We start from the raw sequence: 17,614 nt of genomic DNA, 5'->3' as shown, positions 1-17,614 counted from the left end.
CTTAAAGCATGTCCAAGAATTTTTGTGTGATCGTTGGCGTTTCTTGTTTATCTTTACAAATAATTAAAATCGTATCGTCTCCACATATCGTTCCCATAACCTCTGGCCAATCAAGGTTGTCAATTAAAATGGCAATTGAGTTGGCGTTACCTGGCAGAGTTTTCATGACGATCAGATTTTCTGTGAGATCGACATTTACGAAACTATCCATTAAGGCTCTTTTTAATTTTTGCAGTGGATTAAAGCGTTGGTCTGCAGGTAAGCTATATTTATACCTTCCGTCGATCATTGGTACTTTTACTAAATGTAATTCCTTGATATCTCTTGAAACGGTTGCTTGTGTAACGTTGTAGCCTTCTGATTTGAGTCGTTCAACTAGTTCATCCTGTGTTTCGATTTCATTATTGGTAATGAGATCTCTAATTTTGATATGGCGTTGTCCTTTATTCAAAATGAATCACCTATTCTGGGTTTTATTGTTGTTTTCATTATCCACAATTCCCGATCAATTGACAACCTTTTATGTATATTTATGTATAAAACGATCAAAATGAAAAAAAGATGACCACTGGTTTTCAAGAGTATTTTATATGAAAGTTTAATGAATGGGTGGTGTGAAGTAGCCAAGCGAGCTTGGCTACTTGTCCAAAAACACTTGGATTTTAGATACTAATCCTGATGAATTACTACTCTCTCTTTTTGTTGGTGGTGGTTGTTTGTGCGGTGCACTGAATCTTTTTGGGCAAGCCCTTTCGGGCAACTTCAAAAAATGGCGGGGTTACGGCATAATATGAGCATCCTCAAAACCGTTTATGAATGAAAAGCCACCAGTTAAAAAGGAAATTAAATAAATATTTTTGAATTCAAAATCTAGATCGTCTTGGATTAATTACCAGTTGTATAATGGCGGTAAATACAGGCTGTTTTTCGATGTCAAATGAGCACTCTTTTTCATTTACGCCGAATTGAAGGTTCTTTTTTCGGCTTCATTGCGGCGTATTTTGATTTGCTCCGCATCTTTTTCAACTCGCATCCCCGTGATTCAGCTTTTGCTCGGGCTTCCTACACCTTTTTCAACTCGCAACCCCGCGATTCAGCTTTTGCTCGGGCTTCCTACACCTTTTTCAGCTCGCAACCCCGTGATTCAGCTTTTGCTCGGGCTTCCTACACCTTTTTCAGCTCGCAACCCCGTGATTCAGCGTTTACTGAATTGCGGCGTTACGGCTAAATGTGAGCATATTCAAAACCATTATTGAATAAAAAGCCAGCAGTTAAAGAGTCGTTTCGGCTTTTCGTTAACTTAATATTCATTTTTTCATTTTTATTTTTTGAAAATTGTAAAAGTAACAATACTCCATTCACTTCGCAACCAACAAAAATCAAAGTAGTGGCGACTATTTAAACAATTGGCCCGTTTACAACTCCATCACCTCTAGGAATCCACACGCACAAAAAGGGAGCAGTACCCTGTTAAGGTCATAATCGCCAGATAGATGACCAGCTAACTTCAAGGCACGGACTATCACCCCTGAGTACACTTTCATACAAACTCAATAGTTAAATAAACAGCCACCAGCAATGTATAACTTTCATCGTTGTTGGTGGCTGTTTAAGTATTAAATTGAATAGGTTGAAGTAGTTATTTTTTAAATGTTTCGTGAGCATCTTGGACAATTTGACCAATTTGTTCAGTCATAGGTTGTTTTTCTATATCATCACGGGAACAAAGGTAAAGTAAAAATTCAATATTACCTTCCCCGCCTGTTATTGGTGAAAAGCTAATTCCTTTTATCTCAAAGCCTTCCGACTGTACAAATTCGCACATTTTATTAAGTACGTGCTCATGAACTTTAGGATCTCTGACAATTCCTTTTTTACCAACTTGTTCTTTACCCGCCTCAAATTGTGGCTTAACCAAAGCGATAACTTCACCATCTTGTTGCAGAAGTACCTTTAATACAGGAAAGATAAGTTTTAAAGAGATAAACGAGACGTCAATCGTCGCAAAATCCGGTAGCCCTTTTTGTAAGTCAGTTGGTGTTACATATCGGAAGTTGGTTCTTTCCATGACAACCACACGCTCATCCTGTCTTAGCTTCCATGCTAATTGGTTATAACCAACATCCAAAGCATACACCGTTTGAGCTCCATTTTGTAGCGAACAATCCGTAAAACCTCCTGTAGAAGCACCAATATCAAGAACCGTTTTATTGGTAAGGTCAAGATCGTATAACTGAATGGCCTTTTCTAACTTTAATCCACCACGGCTCACATAAGGTAATACCTTACCTTTAACCTGTAACTCTAGTGCAGCCTCTATTTTCATGCCCGGCTTATCTATTCTTTCCGTATCTACATAGACTAAGCCTGCCATAATTGCTCGTTTCGCCTTTTCTCTTGTTTCAAACAATCCTTGTTCAACAAGCAATACATCCACTCGTTCTTTCTTTGCCATTAAACTACGCCCTTTGCCTCTGTCTAGGTACCATTGTTAAAATATTCTCAGCAACTTGATTGGAGGTTAATCCAATCTCTTCTAAAAGTTGAGAAACACTTCCATGCTCAATAAAGTAATCTGGAATTCCCATACGTTTAATCGTCAGGTCTTGATAACCTGACCCATTAAAAAATTCAAGCACCGCACTTCCAAAACCACCTTGCAATGCTGCTTCTTCTAAAGTTAACATAGGAATATTTCTTTCAGCTAATTGCTCAAGTAACTTTTCATCTAATGGTTTAGCTGAATTCGCATTAATTAACGTTACTTGAACGCCTTGTTTCTCTAAATATTTAATCGCTTCTTCTGCAACAGGAAGCATCGTACCAAAAGATAAAATACAGGCATCCTTACCTTCTTGCAACACTTCCCACTTTCCAATCTCTACCTGCTTCAATTGTGAATCCATTTTAATACCATAACCATTACCACGCGGATAACGTACAGCAATAGGGCCATCATCGTATTGAATCGCCGTATAAATCATATGTTGTAATTCATTTTCATCCTTAGGCATTAATATCGTCATATTTGGCAAGTGACGTAAATAAGCAATATCAAATACACCTTGATGTGTTTCACCATCTGCTCCAACTAAGCCAGCTCGGTCAATAGCAAATAGTACGTTTAAATTTTGTCGACAAATATCATGGACTATTTGATCATAACCTCTTTGTAAAAACGTCGAGTAAACAGCAAATACAGGCTTTAACCCTTGTGTGGCCAAACCTCCAGCCATTGTCGTTGCATGCTGCTCAGCAATTCCAACATCAAACATTCGATCAGGGAATTCCTTTGCAAATAAGTCTAGCTTTGTTCCACCTGGCATAGCTGCAGTAATAGCTACGACACGCTCATCTTCTTGAGCGATCTTTTTTAATGTTTCGGCAAAAACTCCACTATAACTAGGGGGTCCAGGTTTTTTCACCACTTCTCCAGACTCCATTTTATATGGTCCGAGTCCATGCCAAGTTCCTAATGCATCATTTTCGGCTGGCTCATAACCTTTTCCTTTTTTAGTTATAACGTGAATTAATACAGGTCCTTTTGTTTTCTTTGCATATTTCATATTCTCGGTTAAATCATCTAAGTCATGTCCATCAACCGGTCCTAAGTATGTGAAACCCATTTCTTCAAAGAAAATTCCTGAAACTAATAGATACTTCAGACTATCCTTGACACGTTCTGCTGTAGCTGCTAATTTCCCACCAAAAGCTGGAATTTTCTTAATTAACATTTCCAACTCTTCTTTTGCCTTATGATATTTACCTGCCGTACGTAGTTTCCCTAAAACATTATGCAAGGCACCAACGTTAGGAGCAATCGACATTTCATTATCATTTAAAACGACAATGAGATCTTTTTGCTCATGACCGATATGATTAAGAGCTTCTAAAGCCATTCCACCTGTTAATGCTCCATCGCCAATAATAGCAACAACGCTATTATCCTCACCTTTAATATCTCTTGCCGTTGCCATTCCCATCGCAGCTGATAATGAAGTAGAACTATGGCCAGTTTCCCATACATCATGTTCACTCTCACTTCTTTTTGGAAAACCACAAAGACCCTGATACTGTCTTAACTTATCAAACTGATCAGCTCGTCCGGTTAGAATTTTGTGAACATAGGCTTGGTGGCCCACGTCCCAGATAAACTTATCTTTAGGACTATCAAATAATTGATGTAACACAAGCGTCAATTCTACAACACCTAAATTAGGACCTAAATGCCCTCCTGTAACTGATAACTTTTCAATTAAGAAGCGGCGAATGTCCTGTCCTAACTCTTCTAATTCCTTTTTACTGTATCCCTTAATTAATCGCGGATCCTTGATATCTTCTAACCTCATGTTAAAACACTCACTTTCGAGTCAGTTTGTCTTTATATTCTATTGATTCCATTTACCATTTACGTTCGTATCATCATGTAGTCTTCCCATTATTGTATCAGAAATTGTCCAGATGAAAAGTAAAACCCTTTAGCTTCTGCTATCTAATCATTTACTATACCCATACTCTAAATTCAACTAACTCTTTTTATGAATAAAACTTAAATTTCATTATAACACGGGCAAACCCTTTGCTCAATTAATTGCCAAGACGAAGTAAACGCTTCCAGAAATGATAAAAAAAGCTTTTCGACTGCGTTATCAACGTTCAATCGAGAAGCTTTACACATCTGCCTTATGCTATTAGTGGTTACGTTCCATAATATACGTGGTCAGTAATTCAAGGTATTCAGTATCCATCTTGACCTTTTCAAGCGATGAGAGTGCAAAACGATAATGTTCATCCAGTTTAGTGCGTGCTCCATCAACACCTAAAAGATGTGGATATGTGCTTTTATTATTCTCACTATCACTACCTACCGGTTTACCAATTAGTGCTTCGTCACCTTCTATATCTAATAAATCATCTTTAATCTGAAATAAAAGACCTAAATCATAAGCAAAATGTCGGAGGTGGAATATATCAACTTCTTTTGCACCGGCAATGATAGCACCAGCAACTATAGAATAAGAGAGTAAATCACCCGTTTTATGTTCATGAATAGAAGATAGTTCTTCTAAAGTCAATGCTCGGTCTTCACCTTCCATATCTAATACTTGACCGCCAATCATTCCAATTGGACCACTAGCTATACTTAATTCACGAATTAAACGAATGACTTGAGCTGGAGGTAAATCGACCATACTCATTCTTTCAAAGCTATGGGTTAATAAGGCGTCTCCAGCTAAAATTGCCGTTGCTTCACCAAAGACTTTATGGTTGGTAGGTTTACCTCTACGAAGGTCATCATCATCCATCGCCGGTAAGTCATCATGAATAAGTGAATAGGTATGGATCATTTCGATTGAACAGGCTACATCCAACCCTTTTTCAACAGGTTGATTGAACCCTTGTAAAGTAGCTAAAAGTAAGAGTGGACGAATTCGTTTTCCACCAGCTTTAAGTGAATAAATCATCGCATCCTTTAACGAAGCTGGAGCTTGTAAGGCCTTTATCGATTCTATCAAATGCTCTTCTACTAAATATTTGGTTTCATTTAAAAACAACTGAAGCTGTTCGTTCATTCTCTTATTCCTCCACTAAATGAACGGTTTCAATTTCACCATCAGGATGCAAAATACGATCCATTTTCTTTTCAACTTCTTCTAGTTTATCGTGACATTGTTTCGATAATTCCATTCCTTGTTGGAACATAGCAATGGCATCGTCTAAAGCTACGTCTCCTTGTTCTAGCTTTTCAACAATTTGCTCTAACTCACCCATCGCTTCCTCAAAACTGACTGTTTCGTTTTTTTGCTCACTCATTTACTTCTCCTCCTTGCTACTTTTTTCAACCTTCATAACCTGACAATAAATTTGGCCATCTGTTACTTTAAGATTAAGATTGTCTCCAACGTGCACTTGCTCAACTTTTTTAACGATATCATTCTCTTTACTGTAAACAACACTGTAACCCCTCTCCATAATCTGCAAAGGGTTTATTAACTTAAGCTGTGCTATTAAAGATAAAAAGCTGCTTTGTTTAATTTTGTATTGTTCATTCATTTTGTTCAGTAGGCGCTTTTCTAATAGCTCTACCTTTTCTTTTGTTTGATTAATTTTATCTGCTGGATGTTGACGTAATAAATCTTTATGTAAATGTTGAATCTTTTGTAAGCGTTGAGCCAAGATTGAATCAAAAACACGCTTTTTTCGTTCTAATAAATGATCAAGCTCTTGTTCTTTTTGCTCAACGAGTTTGACTGGATAACGAAATGCATAGGAACGCTGATAACGCTCTAATTGTTTCTTTTGTTTTTGGATGTTCTCTGAAACAATTCGTTTTAGTCTTAACTGATTCTGTTTAACCTGACGCATAATGTCTTGAATATCAGGCACCGCTAATTCAGCAGCTCCTGTTGGTGTAGGTGCTCGTAAGTCAGCCACGAAATCACTAATCGTATAATCCGTTTCATGTCCGACAGCCGAAATAATTGGAATCGTAGAAGCGGCTATCGCCCGGGCTACCCCTTCGTCATTAAAGGCCCATAGCTCTTCAATCGATCCGCCACCACGTCCTAATAAAATGATATCAAATTGGTTTATAATATTGGCTTGATTGATCGCATAATGAATGGAACTAGGTGCATGCTCACCTTGAACTAAGACTGGTAGCAAAGTAATATGGGCAATTGGATAACGCCTTTTTATGGTAGAGACCATATCTTTTACTGCTGCTCCAGTTGGGGAAGTGATAATCGCAATTTGTTTCGGGTAAGTTGGTAAAGGCTTTTTCCTTTCTTCTGCAAAAAGACCTTCCCTTTGTAATTGTTCCTTTAGCTTTTCATAAGCTAAATATAAATTACCTATACCATCAGGTTGCATTTCACGTACATACATTTGATACGATCCATAAGGTTCATAAACACTTATTTCGCCGTTTACGATCACTTTCATGCCATTTTCTGGTTCAAATCCTAGGTATCGATTGTTCCCAGCAAACATAACAGCCTGTAATCTTGAACCTTCATCTTTGATTGTAAAATACATATGACCCCGACTATGTCGCTTATAATTGGAAATTTCACCACGTATCCAACAATTTTGCATTCGTACGTCTGACTCAATAATTGCTTTAATTTGTTTGGTCACTTCTGTAACCGTTAAAATCGTCTGCTTTAACATGACCATAACTCCCGTCTACTTGCCGATTGCACCGTGTTTTCTAAGAGCATAGTAATCGTCATAGGACCGACCCCACCAGGTACAGGTGTGATGTAACTTGCTACTTCCTTGACTTCATGGAAATCAACATCACCTACTAATTGTTCTTGAACCCGATTAATACCTACATCAATGACAACCGCACCCTTTTTTACAGCAGTTGCCTTAATAAACCTAGCACGCCCCACTGCGACGATGAGAATATCGGCTTGACTTGTTATCATTTCTAGATTTTCCGTTTTAGAGTGGCAATATGTCACAGTAGCATGCTCGTTTAATAATAACTGACCTACTGGTTTACCAACAATATTACTTCTACCAACAACGACAACATGTTTGCCTTCAATGTGAACTTCTGACGCTCTCAACATTTCTAATATTCCATAAGGTGTACAAGGGATAAATCCTCTTTCACCAATGACCAATTTACCGATATTACTTGGATGAAAACCATCGACATCCTTATGTGGTGTTATTTTCTCCAAGATCGCGTATTCACTAATTTGAGTTGGTAAAGGCAGTTGGACAAGAATCCCATCGATTGATTGATCTTGATTTAATCGCTCGATTTCCGTTAAGAGCTGTTGTTCAGATGTGCTCTCTGGTAATTCAATTAATACAGAGTGAATCCCTGCAGTTTGACATGCTTTTTGTTTTGAGCGTACATACGTTTGGGAAGCTGAGTCCTCCCCAACAAGAATGACAGCAAGTCCTGGAATAATTCCCTTTTTCTTTAAAGAATCCACCTTTACTTTAATATCCGCTCGTTTACTTTTGGCAATTTCTTTTCCGTTAAGTATCTTTGCTGTCATGGCCACACTCCTTTTATATAAGCTTGTTAGCTTTAATTACTCGGCATCGCTTTGGATAAAATCCCATTGACAAACTTACCTGATTCCTCTCCTCCGAAGGCTTTTGCCAATTCAATCGCTTCATTAAACGTAACATTTTTAGGGATGTCTTCAATATAAAGCATCTCATAAATAGCCATTCTTACAATTGCTCGATCTACATTTCCCATCCTATCGATTGTCCAACCAACAAGGTGTTCAGAAATAATGTGATCAATTTTTGCTTTATGCTCAATCGTGCCGTCAATTAATTCCTTCAAAAATGGACTTGCTTCTTCATGATCATCGAGTACACTTTCCAGTGCTTCTAATGGTTGTGTATGTGCTACATCTACTTGGTAGAGAGCTTGTGCCGCTCTTAATCTTGCCACTCTTCGGTTCATGTTCTATTTTGCTCCTTTAAGCTTATTAATACGCTTCATCATAACATACTAAACGCTAATTTTACAGCTTATCCGCCGAAACTGCAATGAGCTCATTCTGTTATTCTCACCTATAGTCTATTGAGCACTTACGTACAGATAACGCTTCATTACACGCAAGAGGTTACTCGTATGATAAACAGCCATATCAAACGATGCTTTAGCACACTCTTAGCTCAACATTAAAAAGACAGCCAAGTATTTTACCTTGACTGCCTACTGAGCATGTAAGTTCTTATTTTTCTTCAATAGTAGCTGCTGTTTCAGGTTGCTCAAACTGTACACCAACAACATGGACATTAATCGCGGATAAATGGATCGCTGTCATTGTTTGTAATGCTTGTTGGATATTTTCCTGAATTAATTTAGCTACTTCTGGCACTGATACCCCATACATAATAACAACGGACACGTCTACTAAGATACCGTCGTCATTTAATTCGACTCGTACACCTTTGCCGTGATTTTTCTTGCCAAGTCTTTCAGCTACCCCTGATGCAAAGTTGCCACGCATATTGGCCACACCATCAACTTCTGCTGCCGCAATACCAGCAATGACCTCTATGACCTCAGGTGAAATCTCAACTTTACCTAATTCATTTTTTTGTTCGTCTAACTCTAAAATATGATTTTCGTTCATACTATACTTCCTCCAATCTACTCATTACCTTCATCTTGATTCATAACTGCATAAGTTTCAAGGAATTTAGTATTAAAATCTCCTGATACAAAAACCTCATGATCTAATAAGCGCAAATGAAATGGAATCGTTGTATCGATACCTTCGATTTCATATTCTAAAAGTGCTCGCTTCATTCTAGCAATCGCTTCTTCTCTTGTCGCACCATGTGTGATCACTTTAGCAACCATAGAATCGTAAAAAGGTGAAATCGTATAACCTGAGTATACCGCAGAATCGATTCGAACACCTAATCCACCAGGCACAATATAAGATGTAACCTTTCCTGGCGATGGCATAAAATTCTTTTTCGCATTTTCAGCATTTATACGACATTCTATTGACCAACCATTAAATTTTACATCTTCTTGTGAAAAAGATAAAGGCTTTCCATTAGCCACATTAATTTGTTCTTTAATTAAATCGATTCCTGTAACCATTTCGGTAACTGGGTGCTCAACTTGAATGCGTGTATTCATCTCCATAAAGTAAAAATCACCTGTACGATGATCGTAAATAAATTCTATCGTACCTGCCCCTGAATATTCAACCGCTTCAGCTGCTCGTACTGCCGCCGCTCCCATTTCCGTTCTTTTTTCTGGTGAGATAGCAGGTGACGGTGTTTCTTCAACCAGCTTTTGTAAACGACGTTGAATGGTGCAGTCACGCTCACCAAGATGAACCGTATTTCCATAATCATCGGCAATAATTTGAATTTCCACGTGGCGAAAATCTTCAATATATTTCTCAATATAGACACCAGGGTTACCAAAATTAGCCTGCGCCTCTTTTTGGGTAATATGAATTCCTTTTGTTAATTCCTCCGGTGTCCGTGCCACACGAATCCCTTTTCCTCCACCACCAGCTGTGGCTTTGATAATAACGGGGAATCCAATGCCCTCAGCAATTTCAAGGCCAGCGACAGCATCCTCTACAATACCATTTGAACCTGGAACAATTGGGACACGAGCTGCCTCCATGGTTTTTCTAGCTACATCTTTTGTTCCCATTTTGCTAATTGCTTGTGGGCTTGGTCCAACAAATTTAATGTTACAAGCTGCACAAATCTCCGCAAAATCAGGATTTTCCGACAAGAAGCCATACCCTGGATGAATGGCATCTGATTCCGTTAATGTTGCGACACTCATAATGTTAGTAAAGTTTAAATAACTTTGACTTGCAGGTGTTGGACCAATACAATAAGCTTCATCCGCCAATCTAACATGTAAAGCATCACGATCTGCCTCAGAAAATACAGCTACTGTTTCAATGTCTAACTCTTGGCAGGCACGGATAATTCGAACCGCGATTTCTCCACGATTTGCTACTAGTAATTTTTTTATCATGACTTACCCTCTCCTGTTTATCTTGGCTCAACAACAAATAATGGCTGACCGTATTCTACAAGTTCCCCGTTCTCAGCTAAAACCTCTACAATTTTACCTTTTATCTCAGCTTCAATTTCATTCATCAACTTCATCGCTTCTACGATACAAACGACAGAACTCTCGGATACATCGTCACCTTCACTCACATAGTCAGCTGAATCCGGAGATGGCGCTGAGTAAAAAGTTCCAACCATTGGTGATGTGATTGTATGCAAATTTCCTTTGCTTTCAGCTTTTTTAGCAGCTGGCTCCTTCTCAACTGAAGCATGCTCTTGTACTTGTGGTTGAGCCTTTCCTTCGATCGGTGCTGTTACCACCGGTACTGAAGCAGCAGGAATATGTGTATAGGATGCCTGTGTAGACTTTTTGAAATGAACTTTTGTTCCATCTTCTTCAAACAAAAATTCTTCTAAATCAGATTCATTAACAGCTTTAATTAATTCTTTGATTTCCTTAACGGATAGCATATATGTACGCTCCTTTAATCGCAATAATTAGTACCTCATAATAGAAGTACATATCATAGTATAACACAAGATCGATTTGACGAAATATTCTTTTCTATAAAACCCTTTCCAACTTTATAGTAATTATTCGCTTTTTAATAAAAAAAACCTCCATTATTTATGATAATGGAGGCTTATTTTTTATTGATAAGTTTCTACAAAAATTGCAGACCATTTTTTAATTAGTTTCTTGTCTCTTCTTGGATAGCTTCATTTGCATCATTTTCAGCTTTGATTAAAGCTTCTTTTTTATATTGACGGAAAACCGGGAATTCTGATAAGTTATCTGGAATCTTTCCATCTTCTAATAGAATGATCTTCACAATATCTTTATTACGAGCCATATGATATCTTTCATCATAGCTGTTTTCTAGTGTATATTTTTTTAAATTAGCATAATCTTCTTCTTGAATGGAAACCGTGTATGAATCACCATCATTACCTTCAAAATGTTGCTCGAATCCAATTTCAAATTCCACAATTTGAATATGATCATTTTTTAAATTCCTCGTTTGTTCAAGAACAGCCTTAGCTCCTTCTGTTAAATCCGTCCATTCCATTATTATCGCTCCTTATTATCATAAAGTAAAACTTCAATCAGCGGGGCTCACTGCCCATTCGTGCGGGATCAAGTTACATTGTCGTATTATACCATGTCCCAAAATGCAATGCACACTAATTCGTTAACCATAACATATTCTTAAATAAAAAGCCGCTAACATCTACAAGTAAATGTTAACGACTTTTAATCAAATTCATCACTTTATCAATTCACATAATTAACAGCCACTGTAACCTTTGTACCAAGCTTTTCTTGAGCAATATCCATAATTTGAACACTTTGCTCTGCCGTTAACTCCGAAACATTTACATTAATCTCTGCAGCACCTTCCGTTAATAAAACAAGGACATCCTCATATCCACCTTTAAGCATAATCTCACGTTCAAGCTCTTCTTCTTTTTGCACAAGAAGTTGCAATTCCTTCGTATTATCTAAAGCATTCGACACTTCAGATGGCGATGATTCAGGTGCACTGACCACCTTGCTATTAGCCTCTTCCTGCTTACCACGGCTTTCCATTAGTGAGGTTCTTGTCTGGGCAAACACATCAGTAGTAGCTGGGTTTTCCACAGAACCTTCCTCCTCTTCAAATACTTCTTGGATATTCACGACAGAATCTTGATTATCGGCCTCTTGATCTCCTTTAGTCTCTCCTTTTTCGTCATCTTTTGTTCCTTCTTCTTTATCAGCTTCTTCTTTATCAGCAACCTCTTCATCTTGACCATCTTCAGCTTTATCTTCTTCTTTCTTACCATCTTCAGTTTGATTCATTTGCTCATGCTCATCCTCAGTTCCAATTGCAGCAAGATCTGTTTGCTCGGCAGGAGGCAGTACATAATACACTGCCAACACAACAATTAAACTTAACATTGTTAATAACCATACTGTTTGTTTTTTTAAGACCATTATTCATCCTCCTCTATTTTTTTAGGCATAACAGAAACGCGATGGGCAGGTACATCTAAAACACGACTTACCGCTTCCACGACAAAACTTTTTACTTGTACATTTTCTACACCCCTAGCCACTACTAGTACCCCACTAACCTCAGGCTTTTCTGTCTTAACTAACAAGGGTTCCTCGGAATCTCCTGTTTGAATGGTAACCACCTGTTCATCTTCACTAATATCTTCTACCTGCCTTGTTCCCCCTTCTCTGTCTACCTCCTCTGTATGCTGTTGTTTACGATTTCGATTTTTTTCAAATATTTTCTTCTCTGTTTCCGAAAAAGTAATCATAACTGTCGTGTTACTTACACCTGTTATTTCATTTAGAATGTCTCTGAGTTGATTTTCATAGCGCATTTCATAGTCTTGCATTGTTTCTAAGTTTTCATTAGACCTACCAAATGTCTCTTCTACTTCATCGCTCTCGTCGTTTTCTCTTGGTGGGTCACTATATACTGGTTCACTTGGTGTCTCGTTTAAACTACGCTCTTCTTCTGGAAGTACCCAATTAGCTAAAAGCATCATCATTAAACCGACACAGCCAACGAGCAGCACATAATGCAGTGGAATCTTCTTTTTCGTTTCTTGATTTGATGTTGCAAACAATTTTTTAAACCATTGCTCATCTGATTTTGACTTATTCTTCAATGGCACTCGTCCCTCCTTTCCAAACGACTGAGAGAGTTTGTTCCGGAATTTCCCAGCTTTTAATAAGGTCTTCTTTGACTTCTTCTAATAATTGATCGGATGTATCTTCCTCTTCTTTTTTTATAGGAGGAAGACTCGTATCAATCTCTACCATATCAATAGAAACCTCTTTTATCTCTGGCTCTTCCTTTAACTCACTTTCCGAAACGGGCTGAATCTGTACCTGTATAGAAGCAATATCTTCTACAGAAGACTGAGAACCAGGCTGGTATCCTTCATTGAACTCTATGTGTAAATCAACAACGACGAGACCATATGTGGTTTTTAGGTGCCCATTCACTTCCTCTAGTAAAAGATCCGCCATCTGTTTAGAAATATATGCAGATTGTCCCAACTCTATTTCTCTTTTTTGCAAATTTATTAATTCTTCCATCGAATTTTCTTCCTTTGACTGATTAGCCGCGATTTGGTATAGCCATCTATCGAAATCTTCGGTAAATATAGTAAACACAGGTTGTAATAACACAATAAGAAGTAATAACCCAACAACCATCTTTACATATTTTTGTAGGGCATTTTTCGGAAGTAATAACTCTAAGATCGTAGCAAGAAGAATGAGTAAAATAATATTCGTTAGCCATGTGATAACAAAGGACATTCACACCCCTCCTTTACCTAATCATAAATGAGACATTACTCGCCGAAATCATAATGGTTATCGCCAAGAAAAACATTAAACAAACGATAGCTAAAGCAGCAAAAACATAAATGATCGCTCGACCAATTATCGATAAACAATCAATAATAGGTCCACCACCTAATGGTTGTAAAACAGCTGCAGTAAAGTTAAAAATAAAGGCTAGTCCTAATATCTTGATAGCAGGGAATGCACATAGGATTAACATAATGACAAGACCTGCTATACCAATCGTATTTTTCAAAAGTAAAGACGCACTTAACACTGTATCGGCAGCATCGGTAAACATTCTTCCAACAACAGGCACAAAGTTTCCCGCGATAAACTTTGCCGTCCTAACGGTTAGACCATCTGCCACAGCTGTCGATGCACCTTGTACGGAAATAACGCCAAGGAAAACGGTTAGAAAAACACCTAATGCTCCTACCGCAATGGTTCTTAATAAGCCAGCGAGCTTTGTTACTTTATAGTGGTCAGTCAATGTACTAACGATATGCAATACCGTAGATAAAAATAGTAAAGGAAAGACGAGATATTGAATGAGTAAGCCGCTCGTGTGCACAAGAAAAACAATTAACGGATGGAAAAGGGCGGCAGAGGTTATATTGCCAATGGTCGCCATTAGAGCAAGTAAAAGCGGCAACATCGCAACCATAAAGTTTGTCATATTACTAACCGCATATTCTGCATAATCAATGGCTAGCCTGAAACTATTTAAAGCTAAAATCATTAATACTAAATACGTAATTGCGTAAGCCACTTTACTTACTGTTTGATGTTCAAATGCATTTTGAATCGACTGTAAAATCAAACAAAAAACCGTAAGTAAAATCAAGCTTCCTAGCAACCTTCCACCCGCAATAATTTCATGAAATAAGAATTTTAATAATCCAATTGCCCATTCCTTAAAGGAGAAAGTCTTATCTCCTGTTAAAAAATCGAATAAAGATCCCTTTTGACTTTCTGGTAAATAGCCACCATATTCGGTTGAAATTTGTTCCCAGTATTGAATAATATCGTCCAAGTTTAACCTTTGTATTTGCTCATCAACAAAGCCTTGTTTCTCTTTCTCCTCAGCTTGTCCTTCATTGATCGTTTCAGCTGATATAGGCTGAGTAGAAACGATAAAGAACGGAAAAACTAGCAAAAACATATAGACATACCACTTTTTCACCTCATACCTCCTTTCTTTCATCCATGTTTAAGCGGTCGGCAAAATGGAGATAACCATTTCTATGACAGCAGTTAGGATTGGGATTGCCATGACCAATATCAGTACTTTACCTGCCAACTCAATTTTCGAAGCGATCGCAGCTTGTCCAGCATCTTTGGCTATTTGTGCACCAAATTCAGCGATATAAGCTATCCCGATAATTTTTAATATCGTTTGTAAATACACGACATTCATATCAGCTTGAGCGGCGATGTTATGAAGCATTTGCATCACCTTTACAACTTCATCAATTAAAAATAGGAAAATTAGTGCTCCAACAAATACGGTAAGTAAAAAGGCAAATTGCGGTTTTTGTTCCTTAACAATAAGGGCTAGAAAGGTAGCAATGAGTCCCAGCCCAACAATTTGAATAATATCCATTGCCACTCCTCCTAACCTTGGAAAAGAAATACGCCTTTAATTTTTTGAAACAAATCATCTACGATGGTTGCGACCATATATAAGACAACCACAAATCCAATTAAGGTTACCCAATGAGCCCAATCTTCTTTTCCCATTTGTTTCAAAACGGTATGAATCATCGCTACGACAATGCCAATGCCAGCTATTTGAAAAATGGTGTTTACATCATACACCGCGATCTCTCCTTTTCTACACGACCTTTACAACCACTTTTATATAAAGACGATGACGATTAATAATCCACTTAAAAAACCTAAGCTCTTCAACATCTTTTCGTATTTTAATTGTTTTTCTCGTGCTTCCCATTCTTCTCTTTTTAAATGAGTCAACACTAATTGAATTTGTTTTTTTTGTTGGTCGTGATCCTGCTGCCCGATCGTTGCTCCGAACTGAGTCATTATTTCTTTTTCACTTTCTAACATGGCAGTTTGAGACCAAGTTTCTTGCACACTTTCACTCCAGGCCTGTGCTGCTGACTCTTCTTTTTCTAATAGTCGATGAGCGAAGCGGTCAAATAAGCCCGCAATAGGTTTTGAAAGCTGGGCAGCAATGTTTGAGCTCGCTTGGGCAAGAGGTGTTAACCCATAGAGCATTTCAGCTTCTAATGATTGCATGGCCGTCATTAACTGCCTAATTTGTCTGGGCCTGTCACTCAATCGTTTTGCATACTCAAATCCGATAATGGTCGTAGTGATCAAGATTAAGACCGCCCCTAGGAGCTTCACCATACTTCTCTCCTCTCATATATGTGCTGATTTTCAATTTTTTTAATCACACCCGGTGTTTGTCCTTTTGAGAGAATGATAAATCGTTCAAATGCACCTTGTTCAATCAGCCCTTTTAAAGCAGGTCGTTTCTTTAATTCCTGAACGGAGTTACCATGTGCTGTCGTTATCACTTTCACTCCTGCAAACATCGCTTCCTCAATCGCAAATCGATCTTCTTCCCTGCCAATTTCATCAACGATAATAACATCAGGACTCATCGTCCTTATCAGCATCATCATACCTTCCACTTTTGGACAACCATCAAGCACATCAACACGATTACCTAGTTGATGTTGCGGAACGCCTTTGACACTTGCCGCTATTTCAGACCTCTCATCAACAATTCCTACCTTCATTGGATCTATCGCTCTTTTTCTATCCCCTTCACTAATTAACCTTGCTATATCACGTAGTAAGGTTGTTTTCCCAGCTTGTGGAGGGCCAATAATTAATGTATTTAACCAATTTTTTTGATAAATCTGAGTGATAATTTTATTCGCCACACCAATTGTCTGTCTGGCAATGCGAATATTGTACGAACTAATCTCTTTTAAAGTTTTAACTTGTCCCTTTTCTAATATCACCCTGCCACTCAGCCCTACACGGTGGCCACCTCGAATCGTAATATATCCTCTCTTTAACTCTTCTTCAAACGCATAAAAGGAATAATGACTAAGTTGATTCAGAACATATTGCCCATCCTCTCCTTTAATCACATACATCGCCTGATTGCGCTCGGGGTAAAAGGGTCTCCCCTCAGCAATTACTTCCAGTGGCCTACCAATTCTGATCCGTATTTCTTCTACCTTGACTGCGATATGGTTGGGAACCGCATGTAATATACTTTTAATACTCTCGGGTAAAACCGCTAAAATTTCTGCATGCATGAGAGCTCCTCCTACTTTCGAATTCCAATAAAGATTAAAATGACACCTGCACCGATAAAGAGAAATTTGGAAAGTGATAATTTATCAGACATCCCTACTAATCCTACAAGAATGGATGTTAAAAAAACCGTTGGCCCAATAATAGCCAATGCAGCATTTACTCCTATCGCTTTTTCTATGGAGTTGAGCTTGAGCATTAACATTGCTGCACTTATTTCAATCAAACCTGAAAAAATCCGTAACATCACCATGACAATTAAGGCTAACTCTATCGAAATAAACCAAGATTTCATCTATTCACCTCTAATTAGATCCATTCGGCTTTATAAAACTTTATGTAGAAAAGGACGAGTTAAGAACAAAAATGAGCAACAGATCCAACAATGGCCATTTGATACCTTTATTAAAAGAC

Annotated in this window: 22 protein-coding genes; 1 reads left to right on the top strand and 21 read right to left on the bottom strand. The window is 38.0% G+C overall.

The window, feature by feature from the left end; all coding sequences use genetic code 11:
- Position 1 precedes the first annotated feature (1 nt).
- Entirely contained in the window at positions 2-451 is a 450-nt protein-coding gene (gene ahrC / locus PQ479_RS12255; RefSeq protein WP_047987661.1) for a transcriptional regulator AhrC/ArgR, read from the bottom strand.
- A gap of 550 nt (positions 452-1,001) precedes the next feature.
- On the opposite strand from ahrC, the gene PQ479_RS12250 reads away from it, so the two are divergent.
- Entirely contained in the window at positions 1,002-1,256 is a 255-nt protein-coding gene (locus PQ479_RS12250; RefSeq protein WP_273717012.1) for a hypothetical protein, read from the top strand.
- A gap of 383 nt (positions 1,257-1,639) precedes the next feature.
- On the opposite strand, the gene PQ479_RS12245 is transcribed toward PQ479_RS12250, so the two are convergent.
- The 20 genes from PQ479_RS12245 to PQ479_RS12150 form a co-directional block, all read right to left on the bottom strand.
- Positions 1,640-2,455 (bottom strand): TlyA family RNA methyltransferase, encoded by an 816-nt coding sequence (locus PQ479_RS12245; protein ID WP_047987660.1) that lies wholly within the window; start codon positions 2,453-2,455, stop codon positions 1,640-1,642.
- 4 nt (positions 2,456-2,459) lie between these two features.
- Complete coding sequence (dxs, locus tag PQ479_RS12240; RefSeq protein WP_047987659.1) at positions 2,460-4,349, bottom strand: 1-deoxy-D-xylulose-5-phosphate synthase; 1,890 nt, start codon at positions 4,347-4,349, stop codon at positions 2,460-2,462.
- Between the two features lie 342 nt (positions 4,350-4,691).
- A complete protein-coding gene (locus PQ479_RS12235) occupies positions 4,692-5,573 on the bottom strand; it encodes a polyprenyl synthetase family protein (RefSeq protein ID WP_047987658.1) in 882 nt (293 codons plus the stop codon).
- Positions 5,574-5,577: 4 nt separating this feature from the next.
- Positions 5,578-5,814, bottom strand: a complete 237-nt coding sequence (gene xseB / locus PQ479_RS12230; RefSeq protein ID WP_047987657.1) for an exodeoxyribonuclease VII small subunit — start codon at positions 5,812-5,814, stop codon at positions 5,578-5,580.
- Positions 5,815-7,173, bottom strand: coding sequence for an exodeoxyribonuclease VII large subunit (gene xseA / locus PQ479_RS12225; RefSeq protein ID WP_047987656.1), 1,359 nt, complete (start codon positions 7,171-7,173; stop codon positions 5,815-5,817).
- Entirely contained in the window at positions 7,167-8,024 is an 858-nt protein-coding gene (gene folD / locus PQ479_RS12220; RefSeq protein ID WP_047987655.1) for a bifunctional methylenetetrahydrofolate dehydrogenase/methenyltetrahydrofolate cyclohydrolase FolD, read from the bottom strand. Before folD ends, xseA begins: the two co-directional genes overlap by 7 nt.
- 32 nt (positions 8,025-8,056) lie before the next feature.
- Positions 8,057-8,446 (bottom strand): transcription antitermination factor NusB, encoded by a 390-nt coding sequence (gene nusB / locus PQ479_RS12215; RefSeq protein ID WP_047987654.1) that lies wholly within the window; start codon positions 8,444-8,446, stop codon positions 8,057-8,059.
- A gap of 274 nt (positions 8,447-8,720) precedes the next feature.
- On the bottom strand, positions 8,721-9,125 hold the full coding sequence (locus tag PQ479_RS12210; protein ID WP_047987653.1) for an Asp23/Gls24 family envelope stress response protein: 405 nt from the start codon (positions 9,123-9,125) through the stop codon (positions 8,721-8,723).
- Between the two features lie 17 nt (positions 9,126-9,142).
- Positions 9,143-10,510: an acetyl-CoA carboxylase biotin carboxylase subunit gene (accC, locus tag PQ479_RS12205; protein WP_047987652.1), complete on the bottom strand. Its 1,368-nt coding sequence runs from the start codon at positions 10,508-10,510 to the stop codon at positions 9,143-9,145.
- A gap of 17 nt (positions 10,511-10,527) precedes the next feature.
- Positions 10,528-11,019, bottom strand: coding sequence for an acetyl-CoA carboxylase biotin carboxyl carrier protein (accB, locus tag PQ479_RS12200; RefSeq protein ID WP_047987651.1), 492 nt, complete (start codon positions 11,017-11,019; stop codon positions 10,528-10,530).
- 221 nt (positions 11,020-11,240) lie between these two features.
- Positions 11,241-11,618: a hypothetical protein gene (locus PQ479_RS12195; protein WP_047987650.1), complete on the bottom strand. Its 378-nt coding sequence runs from the start codon at positions 11,616-11,618 to the stop codon at positions 11,241-11,243.
- Positions 11,619-11,824: 206 nt separating this feature from the next.
- The gene (locus PQ479_RS12190; protein WP_053070318.1) at positions 11,825-12,526 is read right to left on the bottom strand and encodes a SpoIIIAH-like family protein; all 702 of its coding nucleotides are present in this window, start codon (positions 12,524-12,526) and stop codon (positions 11,825-11,827) included.
- Entirely contained in the window at positions 12,526-13,221 is a 696-nt protein-coding gene (gene spoIIIAG / locus PQ479_RS12185) for a stage III sporulation protein AG (protein WP_273717011.1), read from the bottom strand. The genes PQ479_RS12190 and spoIIIAG overlap by 1 nt, the downstream gene beginning before the upstream one ends.
- The gene (gene spoIIIAF, locus PQ479_RS12180; RefSeq protein WP_047987648.1) at positions 13,205-13,873 is read right to left on the bottom strand and encodes a stage III sporulation protein AF; all 669 of its coding nucleotides are present in this window, start codon (positions 13,871-13,873) and stop codon (positions 13,205-13,207) included. Before spoIIIAF ends, spoIIIAG begins: the two co-directional genes overlap by 17 nt.
- 13 nt (positions 13,874-13,886) lie before the next feature.
- Positions 13,887-15,086, bottom strand: coding sequence for a stage III sporulation protein AE (spoIIIAE, locus tag PQ479_RS12175; RefSeq protein WP_273717010.1), 1,200 nt, complete (start codon positions 15,084-15,086; stop codon positions 13,887-13,889).
- A gap of 27 nt (positions 15,087-15,113) precedes the next feature.
- Positions 15,114-15,506, bottom strand: a complete 393-nt coding sequence (spoIIIAD, locus tag PQ479_RS12170) for a stage III sporulation protein AD (RefSeq protein ID WP_047987647.1) — start codon at positions 15,504-15,506, stop codon at positions 15,114-15,116.
- 11 nt (positions 15,507-15,517) lie between these two features.
- The gene (gene spoIIIAC, locus PQ479_RS12165; RefSeq protein ID WP_083991179.1) at positions 15,518-15,721 is read right to left on the bottom strand and encodes a stage III sporulation protein AC; all 204 of its coding nucleotides are present in this window, start codon (positions 15,719-15,721) and stop codon (positions 15,518-15,520) included.
- A gap of 39 nt (positions 15,722-15,760) precedes the next feature.
- Positions 15,761-16,276, bottom strand: a complete 516-nt coding sequence (spoIIIAB, locus tag PQ479_RS12160; RefSeq protein ID WP_047987646.1) for a stage III sporulation protein SpoIIIAB — start codon at positions 16,274-16,276, stop codon at positions 15,761-15,763.
- On the bottom strand, positions 16,270-17,202 hold the full coding sequence (spoIIIAA, locus tag PQ479_RS12155) for a stage III sporulation protein AA (protein ID WP_047987645.1): 933 nt from the start codon (positions 17,200-17,202) through the stop codon (positions 16,270-16,272). The genes spoIIIAB and spoIIIAA overlap by 7 nt, the downstream gene beginning before the upstream one ends.
- A gap of 11 nt (positions 17,203-17,213) precedes the next feature.
- Positions 17,214-17,495, bottom strand: coding sequence for a YqhV family protein (locus PQ479_RS12150; protein ID WP_047987644.1), 282 nt, complete (start codon positions 17,493-17,495; stop codon positions 17,214-17,216).
- Between the last annotated feature and the right edge of the window lie 119 nt (positions 17,496-17,614).

The organism is Alkalihalobacillus pseudalcaliphilus, from assembly GCF_028610675.1.
In the GTDB taxonomy this organism is placed as follows: domain Bacteria; phylum Bacillota; class Bacilli; order Bacillales; family Bacillaceae_D; genus Alkalihalobacillus; species Alkalihalobacillus pseudalcaliphilus.
The sequence above is the reverse complement of the archived record's forward strand: the minus strand, read 5'-3'. Positions and strand labels throughout refer to the sequence as shown.

Excerpts from the sequence above, each read along its gene's own strand:
- PQ479_RS12190 (WP_053070318.1), bottom strand. The coding sequence starts at position 12,526 with ATGGTCTTAAAAAAACAAACAGTATGGTTATTAACAATGTTAAGTTTA.
- folD (WP_047987655.1), bottom strand. The coding sequence starts at position 8,024 with ATGACAGCAAAGATACTTAACGGAAAAGAAATTGCCAAAAGTAAACGA.
- PQ479_RS12210 (WP_047987653.1), bottom strand. The coding sequence starts at position 9,125 with ATGAACGAAAATCATATTTTAGAGTTAGACGAACAAAAAAATGAATTA.
- PQ479_RS12150 (WP_047987644.1), bottom strand. The coding sequence starts at position 17,495 with ATGAAATCTTGGTTTATTTCGATAGAGTTAGCCTTAATTGTCATGGTG.
- accC (WP_047987652.1), bottom strand. The coding sequence starts at position 10,510 with ATGATAAAAAAATTACTAGTAGCAAATCGTGGAGAAATCGCGGTTCGA.
- dxs (WP_047987659.1), bottom strand. The coding sequence starts at position 4,349 with ATGAGGTTAGAAGATATCAAGGATCCGCGATTAATTAAGGGATACAGT.
- xseB (WP_047987657.1), bottom strand. The coding sequence starts at position 5,814 with ATGAGTGAGCAAAAAAACGAAACAGTCAGTTTTGAGGAAGCGATGGGT.
- spoIIIAF (WP_047987648.1), bottom strand. The coding sequence starts at position 13,873 with ATGTCCTTTGTTATCACATGGCTAACGAATATTATTTTACTCATTCTT.
- PQ479_RS12245 (WP_047987660.1), bottom strand. The coding sequence starts at position 2,455 with ATGGCAAAGAAAGAACGAGTGGATGTATTGCTTGTTGAACAAGGATTG.
- spoIIIAD (WP_047987647.1), bottom strand. The coding sequence starts at position 15,506 with ATGGATATTATTCAAATTGTTGGGCTGGGACTCATTGCTACCTTTCTA.
- PQ479_RS12195 (WP_047987650.1), bottom strand. The coding sequence starts at position 11,618 with ATGGAATGGACGGATTTAACAGAAGGAGCTAAGGCTGTTCTTGAACAA.
- spoIIIAB (WP_047987646.1), bottom strand. The coding sequence starts at position 16,276 with ATGGTGAAGCTCCTAGGGGCGGTCTTAATCTTGATCACTACGACCATT.
- xseA (WP_047987656.1), bottom strand. The coding sequence starts at position 7,173 with ATGTTAAAGCAGACGATTTTAACGGTTACAGAAGTGACCAAACAAATT.
- PQ479_RS12235 (WP_047987658.1), bottom strand. The coding sequence starts at position 5,573 with ATGAACGAACAGCTTCAGTTGTTTTTAAATGAAACCAAATATTTAGTA.
- accB (WP_047987651.1), bottom strand. The coding sequence starts at position 11,019 with ATGCTATCCGTTAAGGAAATCAAAGAATTAATTAAAGCTGTTAATGAA.
- spoIIIAA (WP_047987645.1), bottom strand. The coding sequence starts at position 17,202 with ATGCATGCAGAAATTTTAGCGGTTTTACCCGAGAGTATTAAAAGTATA.
- nusB (WP_047987654.1), bottom strand. The coding sequence starts at position 8,446 with ATGAACCGAAGAGTGGCAAGATTAAGAGCGGCACAAGCTCTCTACCAA.